We start from the raw sequence: 13689 nt of genomic DNA, 5'->3' as shown, positions 1-13689 counted from the left end.
AGTGCTTTCAGGCTTCTTGTGTCAGTCCTAGTGGTCCTCGCGCGGATCGTTCTGCGCATGCGTACGCGCCGCAGGGGGTTGAGGGAGTCGTCATTCGGCACGCGAAAGGGCCTCACCACTTGCGCGAAGTGGTGAGGCCACGATCCAAGACGACATCGCCCCGTGCGCGTTCGGGCGTCTATTCGGGGTCGCTTTCACCGGAAGGTGTGGGCTTGCGTCGACGGCGATCGCCTGCAAGTGGCTTGCGTTCGAGGGGCGGGAGGAACGTGTCGAGGGCCGTGTTTAGCAGCTCGGAACGGGACACGTCGGCGTCGAGATGCTCGCCGAGTGCGTCGGCCATGGTGTCGATCAGTGCGCGGTTTCCCACGGCCATCTTGGCCTGCCAAGGGATGTTCGATGCCTCGCCGGCCCGCGTGGGTTCGGAGTATGCCTCGAAGAGACCGTCGATTTTGGGCGCCCGGGTGTCCAGGATGAGACCCGGGATCTCCCTGAAGACGGAAGCAACCGCGTCCAGGAGAACGCGTCCATTGTCGTAGTCGCGCAGTCCGAGTTCGTTCTGCTTGCGGCGCTGGTATTCCTGAATCCGCTTCATGAGCGTGTCGTTGACGTAGACGGTCACTGGTGCGCGCCGCGATGTACCACCGGTCTGGCGCCCTCGCTGGGCTGCTTCGACCGCGTCGAGCACGTCGGTGATCTGCTCTTCCCGGTTCAGTGTTGTGACCGTCAGCTCGCCCGAGAATGGCTGGTGGTTGTTACGTGTGCGGTCTTCACGTGCGGGTGGCGCCGGCGGAACCTCACGTGGTTGCTGCGGAACCGGTGCGGGTGCGCGTGGCGGTGGCGCCGGTGTTGCGCCTTTCGCGTCCTTCTTGAAGGTGTCGCCGACACCAGGTGTGAGACCGCCTTGGTACTCGTCTGTGCTGGTCACGCGGCTTCCTCTTCCTGGCGAATGGCTTCCGTAAGGACTGCGATCTCGGCGAAGACGTCCCGGAAGTCGCCAGCCAACCGTTCCACGGGTGTTGTCTCCACCTGCGCGCCTGGACGGCGGCGCTTCAGGATCTCTTCCTCCAGCTCGAAGGTCACCTTGCCGCGCTGCCTGGCCTCGATCGGGGCCGACGGGACATGGCACACCCTGGCCTTGAGAGTCGGGACCACGCCTCCGAGTACGAAGTCGATCCGCGCGCGTGCCTCACGCTCTATTTTCGGTGCCGCCCGTTCCAGATCGAAGAGCACTACGCCCAGGAGGGTCAGCGCCGGATTCATCTCGACGGCGACGCTGTAGCGCTCGGCCACTTCCGCGAGTCCGTCGATGCTCGCGCTGTCGGCCTTGGTCGGGACGATCACGAAGCGGGTGGCCGGGTAGGCAAGGCTCTGCAGGTGCAGGTTTTCGGGCGGTGTGTCAATCACGATGCGCGCGTAGAGGTGCGCGATGGGTAGCAGCGCGCATACCAGGCGCAGGTTCGCTCGAGCGCCCTCCTCGTTCTGCAGCCCGGGCATGTTCGTAACGACCTTTTGGAGGTACTTTCCACCCGGGACCAGGTCCAGCCCGGGGCGGACATCACGGATGGGTACCAGAGGTTCCCCGTCGATGATGGCCTTGTAGAGGTTCCAGCCGTCGTCGTCGAGCGCCGTTCCCTTGATACCGAAGTCCTGGCGCGAGTTTCCCTGCTTGTTGAGATCGATGTGGAGCGTGCGCAGTGGCTCTACACCCTGTGCCGCGGCTTCACGGCAGAAGACTTGTGCGCTGTGCGCGCTGTGATGCGACGAGAGCGTTGATTTGCCCGTACCGCCCTTACCGTGCGCATACGCGATTGTCTGGAAAGGCAGGTAGATCCAATATTCAGGAGGCAGCGTATGTGGCTCGTACATAGGAGTGATCGGTCCCACCAGGGATCATCCGCCCTTCTCTGCCCGTGAGCACGGGCCTACATCAAGATCATTAGGCGCATTCAAGCAGATGTTGACCTGCTCGCGGAGGAGCATTCTGCGCGGCGGATGAGGCCACAGTCGGAGGAGCATGCGGACATGCATGCACACCAACAACTGCACTGACCTGCAAAGAGACTACCTATTGAACATGATTGTCGGCACGGCGGCGGGCTCATTCGACTGCCAAAACTGCCATCCGCGCCTCGGCGTGTCGAAATGCGATCTCCAAGTGGCCGGCCGAAGCGCGTGACCGTCAGGAGAAATGCCCGAAAGACGAGGTTCTGAGCGGGCGAGAAACCACCTCTGACCTGCGCAAATCCCGTCTCCGGGGTCAACATGCCCAGGGTGGAGTGATTGCCTGGACGCTTACCGCCAGAGCCTCACAGGGGCCTTCAAGGGCTTCGCGTGGCCTCAGGGGCGATTCCAGCCTGCGAGCACTTCTGCGACTCCGCATCGAATCGTTCTATTAGTCGCTAAATTCTCAATTGTCTCAATGGCTCTAATAGACAAACATGGGTTGTTGATCCAATATGAGCAAGTTGTCGGTAGCGGCGAGCTAGGCGACCTCTTCGGTCGGACGGCTCGTCGGCACAACGCAAAAGAGGCCCTCCCCGAAATGGGGAGGGCCTCTGTGGGTGGCGCTGTCGCGCGGGAGGGGCGTGAGGATCGGGGGGGGTGGACCCTCATGCCAGCGGCTCGTTCCTAGGGGGAGGGCAGTTCGGTCCGCAGGCGCTTGACTTCTTCTTCGGCATCGTCGGCTCGCTGGCGGTGGTGTTCGAGTGCGGCGCATGCTTGCTTGTAGGCCCATCGGGTCGGCGCGGGCTCTTCGAGGTCGATGGGCACTGCGGCTCCGTCCAGGACCGCGCGCAGCGTCATCAAGGTCACCGCCGGCAGGTCTTGAGCCGCGGCCCGGTCGGTGAGGAGCCGCACTTGGTCGATCCGGCCGGCCAGACGCCGGACGTGGGCCAAGAGGTCGGGCACGTCCTGTCGGGAGTGGACCATGAATGCGATGTTCGCGGCGACCTGCGCGTCGTCCGGCGCGGACTCAGGGTCCGCCAGTTCCGCGCCGTCGATGCTCGCGATGGCCGTGGTGTAGCTGATGTCGCCGGGGCCGTGGATTTGAAGGCCGGCAACGATGATCGCGTGGTTCTCTACGTAGGCCCACGGTGGCGGGATTGCGGCCGCGTCGCGGGCGTCGATCTCGTCGAGGTCGGGCGGTTGTTCTGTGTGAACCATTGCGGGCTCCTTCCTGCGTGGAGTGGAGGGGCGCTGACACCGGTTCAAGGCCGAGCGACGTTCAGGTCGTCAGCATCGGGCGTCGGACGCCGACTCCTTCGCGACGAAGGCTTCGTGTGCCTCCCCGCGTTCGGTCATCGAGCGGCGGGCGCGGTGAGCGCGGGCGCCGTTCGCTGAACGGGAACGAGAACCTTGTGGGGGTTTGTGGAGGATTGCGTGAGCATCGCGTCGAGGCCGACGCGGAGGCGGGTTGCGGTCTTTCCCCAGCGGATCGCCAGCCAGAGCGACTCGGGGTCGCCGTCCTTCTCGCGCGCGGCTGCGGCTGCGTCGAGGGCATCCGCGAGTTCGTCGACGTATCGCGCGTTGGGTACGTCTATCACAATGCGAAACATGATCTTCTTCCTGTGGTGGTCGGTGGTTGGGGATGCGGCGTCGATCCGATCAGTCGCTCGGCCCGAACTCGGGCGTTTCGGCAGGCAGAGTGGGTTGCGGTGGCAGGCCGCCGTGGCTTCAGGCTCCGTCCACGGCCTCGTGAATGATCCCTTCGGTCAGTCCGAGCTCTTGGGGTAGAGACTGAGCGTCGGAAGACCCAACCGGATGCTCTCCCGCTCACGCCGATCTCTGCCCAGGCGGTACACGTACCGATGGGCACCGCGGTGTCTCACGTTGCGGCCCCCACGCTCGCCAGGGCCTCCCGAAGCCAGATCCTCGGGTCGCCGCCGGCGCGCGGGCCAGGAGCCCCCAGGCGGATCAGCATGGTCTCGACGTACTCGTGCCCCTGCTCCTGGCGACGCACCTGCTGGGCCGCCCGGTCGTTCAGCACCGCGCCGTTCGGAAGCAGCTTCATCGTCCGCGGTGTGGCCCGGCCCATGTAGACCGCGTTCGTGGCCTGGTAGATCGTCCCTACGTGCCCGACGGCCACCAGGGCCCCGGAGACGTCCCTGCGCGGTACGGGGTCGGCGAAGGAAACGACTCCGCGCACACCGGACCGAGCAGGGCGTCGAAGCAGCGGGCGAGGAACCAACTCTCGGCGTTCGCCGGGCAGTCGTCCGTGAGGACGAACCGTGAGCATTCCAGCGACTGGACGTACGGTTCGAGGCCGGGCAAGGGCCGCGTCAAGACAGCCTCCGTGACCGGGACCCCGAACACCGCCACTCCGCACAGTCGGTGTTCCCCGGCGTCGGTGTCGTACAGGCCGAAACGGAGGCGCGCGGACGGGAAGGAGCCTGAGTAGTGGTGCTCCAGCACGAAGGACTTCGCCGGCTTCTCGGCGAGGTCCTCGACCACGTAGCGGCGGGCATCGAACCCGCCCTCGCTGAGGTGGCGCCAAGCGTGCCGCCTGGCGCGCCATCGCTGACACCAGTCGGAGGCGGTCGGGATCTCGGGCAGGCCGGCGAATGGCAGGACGTCCTGGACGGCGTTCATCGCCGCCGCCTTCACCGCCGGGCGTCTTGGAGCGGGTGGCATCGTTGCAGCGGTCGGTCGTCGTGGCGTCATGCTTCGCACGCGGCCTCGCGAATGATCCGTTCGGCCCTCGCCGCGCCGTACTGGGAGACGAGATAGGGCACTTGCCGGTCGAGGCCCGCATTGTCGACGTCCGCTGCGGCATGCCCAACTGCGTCGTAGACGGCGTCCGCGGCACCGTCGTCGTCGACGGCGCCGGATGCGTTGCACTCCTCGCTGGCGTAGTGGGCGGCGGCGTCGTGTACGGCATCGTCCAGGTCGACGGGGTCGACGCCGAGGGTTCGGGCGAGGAGGAGCAGGTGGTGGGCGTCCTGAGCCTCGCGCGGGTCCAGTGGTGTGTCGGCTTCGATGTCGAGCATGAGAAGTCTCCCGCGACCGCGACGGCCGCTCTCGTTTCGGTGGGTGGGCTCGGAGGGTGGAGCAGGGTGGGCATCGACGTGGCCGCGATGCGCGGTCGGCCGGGCGTCTCCCGGGTCTCGGAGCGATGTGGCGTTCCGGGGTGCCCTGTTCACGGCGATTCGCTGTCCCGTGATCCGGGTCATTGCCACGGGGTGTCGTAGAACCGGCGGGTGTGGTCGAGGTTGCGGAGGCCGTTGTCGTGGCTGTCGGTGAGACGACGCAGCAGAAGGCGGTGGTCGATCGGGATGTCGCCGATTTCGTGGCTGAATCGGAGTTGGCGCAGGTTGCGGTCGTGTGCCTCGGCGGCTCGGCGGGCCTGAGCGATGGTGGCGTGCCGGCGGCCCCACAGGATCAGGAGTTCGCGGTGGTCGGTGTCAGGGGGTGCGGCGCGCAGGTTTTCGTGAGCGGCGATGACGGCGGCGAGGGTCAAGGCGAAGGTGGCTCCGCTCGCCAGAGTGTCCGCGACCAGGGGAGCCAGCAGCGTGGCTTGGTCTGTCGGCGGTGTGCGCAAGGCTTCGGCCGCCGCGGGCCGCACGAGTTGGAGCGTGACGATGAGGCTGGCGAGTATGACGCCGATGAGGTCCCGGGCGCGGGCCGTCTGGGTGGCGTCGGGAACGAAGGAAATCGCAGGCAGGACGAGCGCGATGCCTGCGACCACGAGGGTGGGGTTCGGGCCGGCGAGGAAGCGGAGAGCGTGCCGGACGCTGGGTGTCATGGGGGTCTTCTCCGGGTCTGCCTGCGGTTGTCTCGGTGGCGGGGCGGTTTGACTGCGGGACGTGTCGGCGAGCCCGTGTGTCCGGGGCTCGCGGACACGTTGGGTCACGCGTTGAGGCGCAGGTCGCGGTAGAGGCTCAGGAGGCTCTCGGCAAGTGCCGGGTGGATCTTCTCGATCCACAGGCAGGTGTTGGTGACGCCGACGGACACGTGGACGCAGGCGCTGCGGCTGTGGCCCTGGGGGCGCAGGTCGTACTCGCCTTGGTAGTTGGCGGGTATCCATCCGGCCAGGTCGATCAGGTACGGGACGGCCTGAATGCTGGCCGGGTGCGGGGCGGAGGGGGCGAGGCTGGGGAGTATGGCGATGAATTGGCGGGCGATGTCGGGGAGGAACGTCGTGTCGGGCGGGGTGTCGGAGTGGCGGGCGTAGTAGGGGGCGTCGGTGTGGACGATGCCGCGCGCGGGATCGAAGACGTCCTCGCCGACGGCGGCGCGGACGTGGGCGACGTAGTGCTCCAGCAGCGCGGTCATCACGTGGGTGGGTGCGCCGGACACCGCGAGGTCCAGCACGGTCCATGCGTGGAGGCGTGCTTGCACCGAGGGGAAGGCGGTGTCGCGCAGGTAGCCGCCCCAGTAGTCGTACATGCGGATGGAGTGCTTGACGCCGGCTTCGGTCAGGAGACCTCGGTACCGCTCGATTCGCTGTCGGTTGTGGACGCGTTCGATGTCTTCGAGGCACTGTCGGCCGAGTTCGTCGCTGATCGCGTCGGTGTCGATGAGGGGGCGGAGAATCTTGCGCCAGACCTGGGCCGCGATCTTCTCGATGGGGCGGCTCATTGCGGCTGTCGTGTAGTAGCTCGGGAACTGGCCGACGAGTCCCCCCGTCCAGGAGGAGATGCTGGCGCGACCTTTGTAGGCACGCAGGAGGAGACGGATGCATGTCCGGTCGTTCGGGTTCTCGTCGGGGGTTCCGTCGTGGGCGCCGTCGCCGATGAGGCGCCCGTGGGGGGGCTCATCGCGCAGGAGGTGCCACATGCGGCCGAGAATCGCGTCTCCTGCGTCGAGGCGGCGTTGGTAGTCCGGGTGTTTGGTGATCGTGGGCCATTGCCGGCTGAGCTCGGTTGCGAGGTTCTCGGCGAATTCGAGGGGGACTTCACGCCTGTCGGTCGTCATGCGCTTCTCCCGGTTCGTGGGGTGGGCATGGGGTGAGTCGGCGGGTGTGGCGCGGCCCAGGAGGCCGATCGCGTCCATTACACGAACTATTACGTTGTCGTAATAGATAATTCGAATGTACACGTCGTCTCGGTGCAGGGCAACGGTCCCGGCGAGTTCCCTCGCAACTCCTCGCCGCCAGAGGTGTGCCGCTCGGCGTCTGCTCGAACGCCGAGCGGCGCGAAGGCAGGGCCGCGCGGATCCGCGCGGCCCAAAGCGGCTGCGGTCCGCGCCGGGGGTCAGGCGGTCAGGGCCAGTTCGCCGCGCGGGATGGTCGAACCAGTGATGGCCTCGACCAAAGCACAGATCAGGATTTCCGCGACCGGCGGAGTCACCGCGTTGCCGTACTGGCGGACCTTCTCGGCGTGGGTCCCCAGGACTATGTAGTCGGGCCGGAAGGCCATGCCGGCGCCGACCTCGTGGGAGAGGAGCATGCGGTAGCGGACGTCGTCCAGGTCTGTGTCCGCGGGGTTGCAGCTGGCCCAGGCGAATCGGTCACGGGTACTCAACGTGCCGCTCGGGCGGAAGATTGGGCGGGCGACACCGGTGGAGTAGTACGGGACCAGCAGATCCAGTCTGCTTCGATCCGGTGTATGGGCGCCGCCGGCGGCCTGCGGGTGGGCGTCGACGAAGGCGGACGGGCGTCCCGGCCCGTGCTCGGGGATTTCGAAGAGTGCGGGCGGAGCGGCGACTTCTCTGGTGACGTAGCGGTCGCGGCCGGCTCGGATGCGGTCGAGGGTGTTGGCGACGAGGGGGTCCTCGCGCTCGGCCAGGCGTGGGCCGGGAACCGTCCAGTCGATGATCGCCGCTGCGGGTCGAGTGGCCGGTTCGACGATGTTCCCTCGGCATCCGATCTTCGGGCATCGGTAGAGGTACTGATTGCGGGCTCCGTAGCAGCCCATGTCCACGCCGGGTTTCTTGAACACCTGCAGGGCGTCGACCTCGGTGGCGCAAAGGTCGCACCAGGCGCGCGGTCGCAGCCATTTGTCCCAGTCGGGATTCCGGCCGAGCGAGTGGTGCCAGTACGCGACGTAGAGACGATCGCGCGATTGGGGGGCGCGGGGCGAGCGTCGGGGCGTGGCGTGCATGGAGTTGAAGGCGATGACGCGGATGTGGTACCCGAGCCTGCGGATCTCGGAGAGCCATCGGTTCCACTCGTCCCACTTGCGGCACTGGATGACGTTCTCCACGACGCCGGCGAGGACGGGCCTGCCCTTGTCGCTCATCGCCCGCAGGTAGCGGGGCACTTCCTCCATCAGGGCTCGGCTGCGTATCGCCTTCTCGTCCGGGGCGTTTTGGTCGAACAGGGTGAGGGTGCTCTTGTCGAAGTCCCGGCGTTTGCCGCGGGCGTCGGTCCAGTAGGGGCAGGCGGGGGAGGCCCAGTACAGATCGGCGTGGGGAAGTCCGGTGATGTCGATGGTGGTGACGTCGTCGAGGATGTGGTCTACCCAGGGGAAGTTGGCGCTGTGGCTTTCGACCGCGCGCTGGAAGTGGTTCATCGCGAGGACGGGTTCGACGCCGGGCACCTGGGCGGCACCCTCGGTGTCGCCGCCGACGCCCGCGAACTGGCTGAAGTACGTGAGCACGGGTTCCTGTCCTAGCGGTCGGCCGGGCGCCGCCGGCGGAAGGGCCCGGAGGTGTCCGTGCTGTGCGGCGCAGTTCGCGTTGTCCCGGATCGGTCTGTCGCGCGGGGCCCCTTCGGCAATTCCGTGGCTGCGGCAATGCCGCCGGCGTCCCGGGGCATGCCGTCGGGCCGAGTCGGCCGGACGGTGAGGCGCGAGGAGTCTTCGAGTGGACCGTCGAAATGCGCGGCTGCGGCGTGCTCCGCGATCTCGGTGATCCGGGCGAGCGCCACCGCCCTCGCCCCGCCCGGGCGGCCCGCTGCGCGGGAGAAGGTGGGCGCCGGGAACGTGGGCGGTACCCACAGGATGTCGAGCTCGCGCCGGGTCGAGACGTCGAGCAGGGCGAACAACCTCATGCCTGGGCGCTCGTCGCCGATGGTGGCGTCGGCGGCCGGCGGGGCGGTCGGGAAGTCGATTCCCGCCGAAGGCGTCAGGACCATCGCCCAGTGATTGTGTGCTGTCGCAGGCTCGTTCGGGTGTCGGTGGATCGGCGGCATGGTCTCTCCGGGTGGGGTGGGTTCGGGCATGTGGGTGGTTCTTCGGTCTGTTCTTGTCGGTGACGCCGCGGAGGCGTATATCAACGGCTGCGCGTCGGCGCCACGATGGACGCCCATGCGCGGTGGTACTTCTGCGCCCAGGGGCGGCAGGCGGCGCGGGCATGAACCACCGCACTGTCGTCGGGCAGGTCCGGGCGCCACAGATTGGGGCCGGGGAAGCGCGTGTACCGCATCCGGTCGGTGATCGGCAGGCCGCATCCGAGGCAGTCCCCGGGAGTCATCCGCAGGAGGTCCTCGAGGCGTGCCGTCTCCGCGTCGACCTCGGACTCGCGCGTTTCGTGGGCGCAGGGCGGTAGTTCCGCACAGCGGCGGCAGACCGCGTAGTGCTCGGGCATGACCTGCCACACGTGGCCCGGGGACGCGAGGACGCGCTCGAACGTCTCGGTTCCGTGGTCGCGAATCAGATCCAGGACCAGCGGCCGGCGTGCTCGGGTGTCCCGGTCGAGGCGGCTTCGGTGACAGTGGGCCTGCAGGCGGAGCCACCGAGTGTGCTCGAGCGGTCTCCGGGCCAGGACGCGCCACGCGGCGCGATTCCAGACGATGACGGCGTGGGGTGCCAGGGCGGAGGTGGTGACCGATTCGAGGTGTTCCTCGCGCGGTCGCCAGGCGGTCGGGGTGCGGCTTGGCATGGGTCTCCTGTAGGACGTGCCGGGACGGCGCCGGCCCGACCGGTTGCGTTCACCGGTCGGGCCGGGCGGAGTTCTCCCGTACGGGTGGGCGGCGCGCGTACTCGCCGGGCCTCGCCGGCGCCGGTGCGCCGGCGAGTCGCGGTGGGGATCGGTCGGGCGGGCCGGTTAGGAGTCCTCGGCGCGGCCCTGGTGGGTGTCGCAGGATCGGTCGTCCGTGAGCAGCGCGGCGAGGGCGGACTCGAACGGTTCGATGCCGCTGTCGTCGAGTGAGATTTCCCGTACGCAACCGCAGGGCTGCGGTCGGACGAACGCGGGCCTGTTGCGGTGTTCGGTGGAGTCGCGAATGTGGATCATCCAGAGGCCGTCGCCCAGATAGGCGACGGCAAGGGGACGCCGGTCCCCGACCGTGGGGTAACCGCTCCAGACGTCCGCGTCGGCCAACGCCGTGTCGGGGCCGAGCAGTTTCCTGACGTACGCGACGGCGTCCTCGACGGCCTCGTCGCGCTGCTTGCGTACCGCAGCGGCGAGCCGCTGCGCGTCGTCGTTCCTCTTCGCCTGTACCTGGGCGCGGGCCCGGGTGAGAGTTCGGGCAGCGAGTGTCGTCTCCTGCCCTGCGGTTTCGACGATAGTGGACATCACGTCGTAGGTCCTCTCTGTTGAGTCGACTCGTTGTGTGAAGGCCGTCGGAGGTACGGAGTTGCCCGCTGGGTGTGGGCGGCTCGGCCGGCGCATCGATCGGTGCCGCAGCCGGCGCGGGTGCGGCGCGCGGACGGGATCGCGCCCACGGACGGCGCAAACACAACCCGAAACCATTACGGCTTCGTAATAGATAATTGAAAGACCAGCCGGTGTCTGCGAAGCTCTCCAGATGACTTCGAACAAGGCCGCCGCTCCGGCGGGCGAGCCCGAGTGGATGCCGCCTGCCGACATCGCTCGCAGGGCTGTCGACGACGGGTTCATCCGCAGCATGAGCGCCGAGCGCTTGTACTACCTCGCGCACACCGACCCGGACTGGCCGGTACCGGAAGAGGAGTGGAAGGACGCCGGCACCGCCAAGCTGATCCCGTGGGACAACCGGCTCCGCGGCTACTTCGAGCGGCGACGCGAACCCGAATGGCTGACCCTGACTGCGATCGCCGAGAGGGTGGTCGAGGCGGGTTACGCCACGACCATGAGCCGGCCGCGGGTGAGTGTCATCGCGCGCACCGACCCGGACTGGCCGGTACCGGAAGAGGAGTGGAAGGGCGTCGGCCGGGCCAAGCTGATCCCGTGGGACGACCGGCTCCAGAAGTTCTGGTCCACTCGTCAGGCCACGGACGGCCCCAAGGGATGGAGCCGGCCTGTGCGCGCCGAGAAGCCGCCGACGGTGGAAACCGTTTCGGACACCGAGGTCGCCAAGGCCTTCGGCCTCCCCGTCGACCTGGTGCCCGATCTGAAGCCCCGACGCGGGAAGGCCTGGCGCCGGGACGACGTCAACGAGATCCTCCGGACCCGTCCAGCTTGGTTCGGCAACGAGGCGGAGGCACGGGTCGAGGTGGCCCGTCGCCTCAGGGACCGGGCACGTCGACGGGCGAAGCACGGCGCCGACGGCTGAGCGCGGCGACATCGACCTCCGGGGCGCAGTGCGGTCGCCGGGGGATCCCCGTCCGACCGCGAACCCGACGGCCGGTCGTCGGCGAGGGGCTCGTCACGTGGCTTCGGGCCCGATGGTCATCAAGGGCGCGGAGCGTCGGGTTCGTTCGCGACGCGCAACAAGACATCCGCGTGGCACAGCACGCGGGTGCCGTCGTCGTCGACGAGGGGACACCAGCAGGCGAGGGATCGGCCCCGCAGCCGCGCGCGTGCGGCCGTGACCACCTCGGGGTTCCGTGCGAGGTGTTCCTCGTACCGGGCGATCACCTGCCGACGGTCCAGGCCGTCGGTGCGAATCGGGTTGCCCCAGACGGAGCCACGCCCAACATAGATCGCCCCCTTCGGCATCCGCCAGCCTTTGACGCGCCGGCGCTGGATGCGCTCCGGACCGACGGGGCCCGGGCTCGCATCAACGGGGTCGGATGCCGGGATCGACGGGTCGCGGTGGGTCTCCGGGTCGGTCGAGATCGTCTTGCTGGCGGGCGGCGCGGTACGTGCGGTGGTGTCGCCGGGGCTCATCGATGGTGCTCCTGTTGATGCTGTGCCGGGTGCGCCGACCGTATGAACGGCGCACCCGGGTTGGTGGTGGGAAGAGTGTGGTGAGAACACGTTGTGGTGGCCGTGTCGGAGACCGACGTGGGTCACGCGTCTCCGACGGCGTCGCCGAGGTACCGGGGTTTGATGTCGGATCTCCGCGGACGGGTGTCGCGGCAACGCGCGCAGTCGACAGCGCACCTCCCGGGGAGGAGGCGGGCGGGTGGCGTGGGACGCGGGTCGCACCGCAGGAGGTGGCCGCGGGCCGTACGGCGGGCGGCGTGAACCACGTTGTCGGCGTCGGCCGCTCGTTGATCGAAGCGGAGCTCACGGGGCGATTCGGGGCGGCCGGAGTCGAGATGCTCGCGAAGGGTGGCGGGGAATCGGATCGGTCTGGCCATGGGGACTCCTAATAGTCCGAGTGGACTTTGCGTGGTCACGCATCTGCCAGCGAAGGCACCGGTGACGTGGCGGGTCAGCGCAGTTGCTGCGGGAGTCCGTTTCGCCTGACGGTGAGGTGGGTGCAGGCGGGCTCCTGCAGCGTGGCGTCCACGAACGCCTGCGCGTCGGTTTGACCGTCGAGCGTGACGTCGAACGTCCGGATGTGCTTTCGTACGCCGTCGTCGGCGGCGTAGTGGAACTCCACATGAGTGATCACGGAGACGGGGTCGCTGTCCGCACGCGGCTCGTTGAGGAGGTCCCGCACGTAGTCGGGGCTCACATCGAGTCGGGCGGCGATCGATTCGCGACTCTCGCCGAGCGCGTTGAGGTGTCGAGCCTCCTGAACGAAGTGGGCGCGGTTCGCCTTCGACGGCGCGCCCTGATCGGGCACGGCTTCGGGGCTGTCGATGTCGTCCCAGGCCAAGGGCGGTGACCAGCCTCGCTGTTCGGCCCGTCGACGTGTCGCCGGGTCGGGCCCCGGCGTCATGGAGAGGCTGTCGTACAGCGCGCGGACCCGATCCTCGGTGTAGCCGAGGACGGTCGTGGCCATCCTCAGTTCGTAGATGACGAAGGTGACGCAGCCGTACCTGTCGGCGAGGATCGACGCGGGCCAGCCCAGGGCTGCCAGCGCCTGAAGGCGGCGGCGCACACCTGTCGCGTCGACGGGGAGCGTGCGTCGGCCTTCGCGGCGGACCGCCAGGAGCCGTTCGGCCGTGTGACGCGTGACTTCTCGGTTCCGGCCGCGACTGAGACGGTTGACGGTATTCAACCCGACTCCGGCCTTCGCCGCGACGGACGCCTGCGACATGCCGGCGGCTCGCAGCGACGCCAAGTGCTCGCGCACGGCGACGAGATCGCCGTGCGGTTGCCAGGTTCCGTACGCAATCTGACGGCGGCGATGCCTGGCCAGTGCGGCACGTCGAACGGGATCGCGGCGGGCAGGGGTCTGAGTTCGATTGGCGGCCATCACGGCTCCCTTCTGCGGCGGCCGTCGGCGGGAAGGTGATCAACACCCGGTTGGTCCGCAGGCGCTTCGTTGCTCTGGTGGTCCGGGCCCGTGCCCGAGGTGGCGAGTAGCGACCTCGGGTCCGGAACGTGTGTGTCGTGGGTTGTGCAGGCTTGGGGGCCGGGTTCCTCGGGCTGCGCGCGGGGGCCTTGCCTTTCCTTGGCGTTCGCGCAGGCAGGCGTCGCAGTAGGGGTGGCCGACGGCGTCGAGCAGGGTGTGTTCGGCGCGGTCGTGGTCGCGGCCACAGGCGGCGGTGCGGTTGCGGCGCCGTCCGGGTCGACGGCTTCGGCTATGGCGGTGGTGGGATGGGTCACCGG

At 68.3% G+C, this 13689-nt stretch carries 16 protein-coding genes; 1 reads left to right on the top strand and 15 read right to left on the bottom strand.

What is annotated here, in order from left to right; all coding sequences use genetic code 11:
• Positions 1–178: 178 nt before the first annotated feature.
• From OG928_RS48510 to OG928_RS48450, 13 genes are all read right to left on the bottom strand, one after another.
• On the bottom strand, positions 179–925 hold the full coding sequence (locus tag OG928_RS48510; protein ID WP_331738686.1) for a hypothetical protein: 747 nt from the start codon (positions 923–925) through the stop codon (positions 179–181).
• Positions 922–1866: an AAA family ATPase gene (locus OG928_RS48505; RefSeq protein ID WP_331738684.1), complete on the bottom strand. Its 945-nt coding sequence runs from the start codon at positions 1864–1866 to the stop codon at positions 922–924. Before OG928_RS48505 ends, OG928_RS48510 begins: the two co-directional genes overlap by 4 nt.
• A 762-nt stretch (positions 1867–2628) precedes the next feature.
• Positions 2629–3162 (bottom strand): hypothetical protein, encoded by a 534-nt coding sequence (locus OG928_RS48500; RefSeq protein WP_331738681.1) that lies wholly within the window; start codon positions 3160–3162, stop codon positions 2629–2631.
• 134 nt (positions 3163–3296) lie between these two features.
• Positions 3297–3554 (bottom strand): hypothetical protein, encoded by a 258-nt coding sequence (locus OG928_RS48495; RefSeq protein WP_331738679.1) that lies wholly within the window; start codon positions 3552–3554, stop codon positions 3297–3299.
• 269 nt (positions 3555–3823) lie between these two features.
• The gene (locus OG928_RS48490) at positions 3824–4009 is read right to left on the bottom strand and encodes a hypothetical protein (RefSeq protein WP_331738677.1); all 186 of its coding nucleotides are present in this window, start codon (positions 4007–4009) and stop codon (positions 3824–3826) included.
• A gap of 56 nt (positions 4010–4065) precedes the next feature.
• Positions 4066–4587, bottom strand: a complete 522-nt coding sequence (locus tag OG928_RS48485; RefSeq protein WP_331738676.1) for a hypothetical protein — start codon at positions 4585–4587, stop codon at positions 4066–4068.
• A 68-nt stretch (positions 4588–4655) separates the two neighbouring features.
• Positions 4656–4985 (bottom strand): hypothetical protein, encoded by a 330-nt coding sequence (locus OG928_RS48480; RefSeq protein ID WP_331738674.1) that lies wholly within the window; start codon positions 4983–4985, stop codon positions 4656–4658.
• A gap of 179 nt (positions 4986–5164) precedes the next feature.
• Positions 5165–5740 (bottom strand): hypothetical protein, encoded by a 576-nt coding sequence (locus tag OG928_RS48475; protein ID WP_331738672.1) that lies wholly within the window; start codon positions 5738–5740, stop codon positions 5165–5167.
• Positions 5741–5844: 104 nt separating this feature from the next.
• Positions 5845–6912 (bottom strand): hypothetical protein, encoded by a 1068-nt coding sequence (locus tag OG928_RS48470; RefSeq protein ID WP_406292272.1) that lies wholly within the window; start codon positions 6910–6912, stop codon positions 5845–5847.
• 278 nt (positions 6913–7190) lie between these two features.
• Positions 7191–8537 (bottom strand): DNA cytosine methyltransferase, encoded by a 1347-nt coding sequence (locus tag OG928_RS48465; RefSeq protein ID WP_331738668.1) that lies wholly within the window; start codon positions 8535–8537, stop codon positions 7191–7193.
• Between the two features lie 11 nt (positions 8538–8548).
• Positions 8549–9013, bottom strand: a complete 465-nt coding sequence (locus tag OG928_RS48460) for a hypothetical protein (protein WP_406292270.1) — start codon at positions 9011–9013, stop codon at positions 8549–8551.
• A 137-nt stretch (positions 9014–9150) separates the two neighbouring features.
• On the bottom strand, positions 9151–9759 hold the full coding sequence (locus tag OG928_RS48455; protein ID WP_331738664.1) for a hypothetical protein: 609 nt from the start codon (positions 9757–9759) through the stop codon (positions 9151–9153).
• Between the two features lie 165 nt (positions 9760–9924).
• Positions 9925–10395, bottom strand: a complete 471-nt coding sequence (locus OG928_RS48450) for a hypothetical protein (RefSeq protein WP_331738662.1) — start codon at positions 10393–10395, stop codon at positions 9925–9927.
• A gap of 232 nt (positions 10396–10627) precedes the next feature.
• On the opposite strand from OG928_RS48450, the gene OG928_RS48445 reads away from it, so the two are divergent.
• Positions 10628–11353 (top strand): hypothetical protein, encoded by a 726-nt coding sequence (locus tag OG928_RS48445; protein ID WP_331738660.1) that lies wholly within the window; start codon positions 10628–10630, stop codon positions 11351–11353.
• 119 nt (positions 11354–11472) lie between these two features.
• Here OG928_RS48445 and OG928_RS48440 read toward each other — a convergent pair whose 3' ends face one another.
• Both OG928_RS48440 and OG928_RS48435 read right to left on the bottom strand, forming a co-directional pair.
• A complete protein-coding gene (locus OG928_RS48440) occupies positions 11473–11910 on the bottom strand; it encodes a DUF4326 domain-containing protein (protein WP_331738658.1) in 438 nt (145 codons plus the stop codon).
• Between the two features lie 490 nt (positions 11911–12400).
• The gene (locus OG928_RS48435) at positions 12401–13015 is read right to left on the bottom strand and encodes a hypothetical protein (RefSeq protein ID WP_406292268.1); all 615 of its coding nucleotides are present in this window, start codon (positions 13013–13015) and stop codon (positions 12401–12403) included.
• Positions 13016–13689 lie beyond the last annotated feature (674 nt).

The sequence above is a fragment of the Embleya sp. NBC_00896 genome, assembly GCF_045207785.1.
Classification (GTDB): Bacteria; Actinomycetota; Actinomycetes; order Streptomycetales; family Streptomycetaceae; genus Embleya.
This window is presented reverse-complemented; position numbering and strand designations above follow the sequence as displayed.

Bases quoted from the DNA above. Each gene is read 5' to 3' on its own strand.
- OG928_RS48445 (WP_331738660.1), top strand. From the start codon at position 10,628: ATGACTTCGAACAAGGCCGCCGCTCCGGCGGGCGAGCCCGAGTGGATG.
- OG928_RS48470 (WP_406292272.1), bottom strand. From the start codon at position 6,912: ATGACGACCGACAGGCGTGAAGTCCCCCTCGAATTCGCCGAGAACCTC.
- OG928_RS48500 (WP_331738681.1), bottom strand. From the start codon at position 3,162: ATGGTTCACACAGAACAACCGCCCGACCTCGACGAGATCGACGCCCGC.
- OG928_RS48480 (WP_331738674.1), bottom strand. From the start codon at position 4,985: ATGCTCGACATCGAAGCCGACACACCACTGGACCCGCGCGAGGCTCAG.
- OG928_RS48475 (WP_331738672.1), bottom strand. From the start codon at position 5,740: ATGACACCCAGCGTCCGGCACGCTCTCCGCTTCCTCGCCGGCCCGAAC.
- OG928_RS48440 (WP_331738658.1), bottom strand. From the start codon at position 11,910: ATGAGCCCCGGCGACACCACCGCACGTACCGCGCCGCCCGCCAGCAAG.
- OG928_RS48485 (WP_331738676.1), bottom strand. From the start codon at position 4,587: ATGAACGCCGTCCAGGACGTCCTGCCATTCGCCGGCCTGCCCGAGATC.
- OG928_RS48495 (WP_331738679.1), bottom strand. From the start codon at position 3,554: ATGTTTCGCATTGTGATAGACGTACCCAACGCGCGATACGTCGACGAA.
- OG928_RS48455 (WP_331738664.1), bottom strand. From the start codon at position 9,759: ATGCCAAGCCGCACCCCGACCGCCTGGCGACCGCGCGAGGAACACCTC.
- OG928_RS48505 (WP_331738684.1), bottom strand. From the start codon at position 1,866: ATGTACGAGCCACATACGCTGCCTCCTGAATATTGGATCTACCTGCCT.
- OG928_RS48450 (WP_331738662.1), bottom strand. From the start codon at position 10,395: ATGTCCACTATCGTCGAAACCGCAGGGCAGGAGACGACACTCGCTGCC.
- OG928_RS48460 (WP_406292270.1), bottom strand. From the start codon at position 9,013: ATGGTCCTGACGCCTTCGGCGGGAATCGACTTCCCGACCGCCCCGCCG.
- OG928_RS48490 (WP_331738677.1), bottom strand. From the start codon at position 4,009: ATGAAGCTGCTTCCGAACGGCGCGGTGCTGAACGACCGGGCGGCCCAG.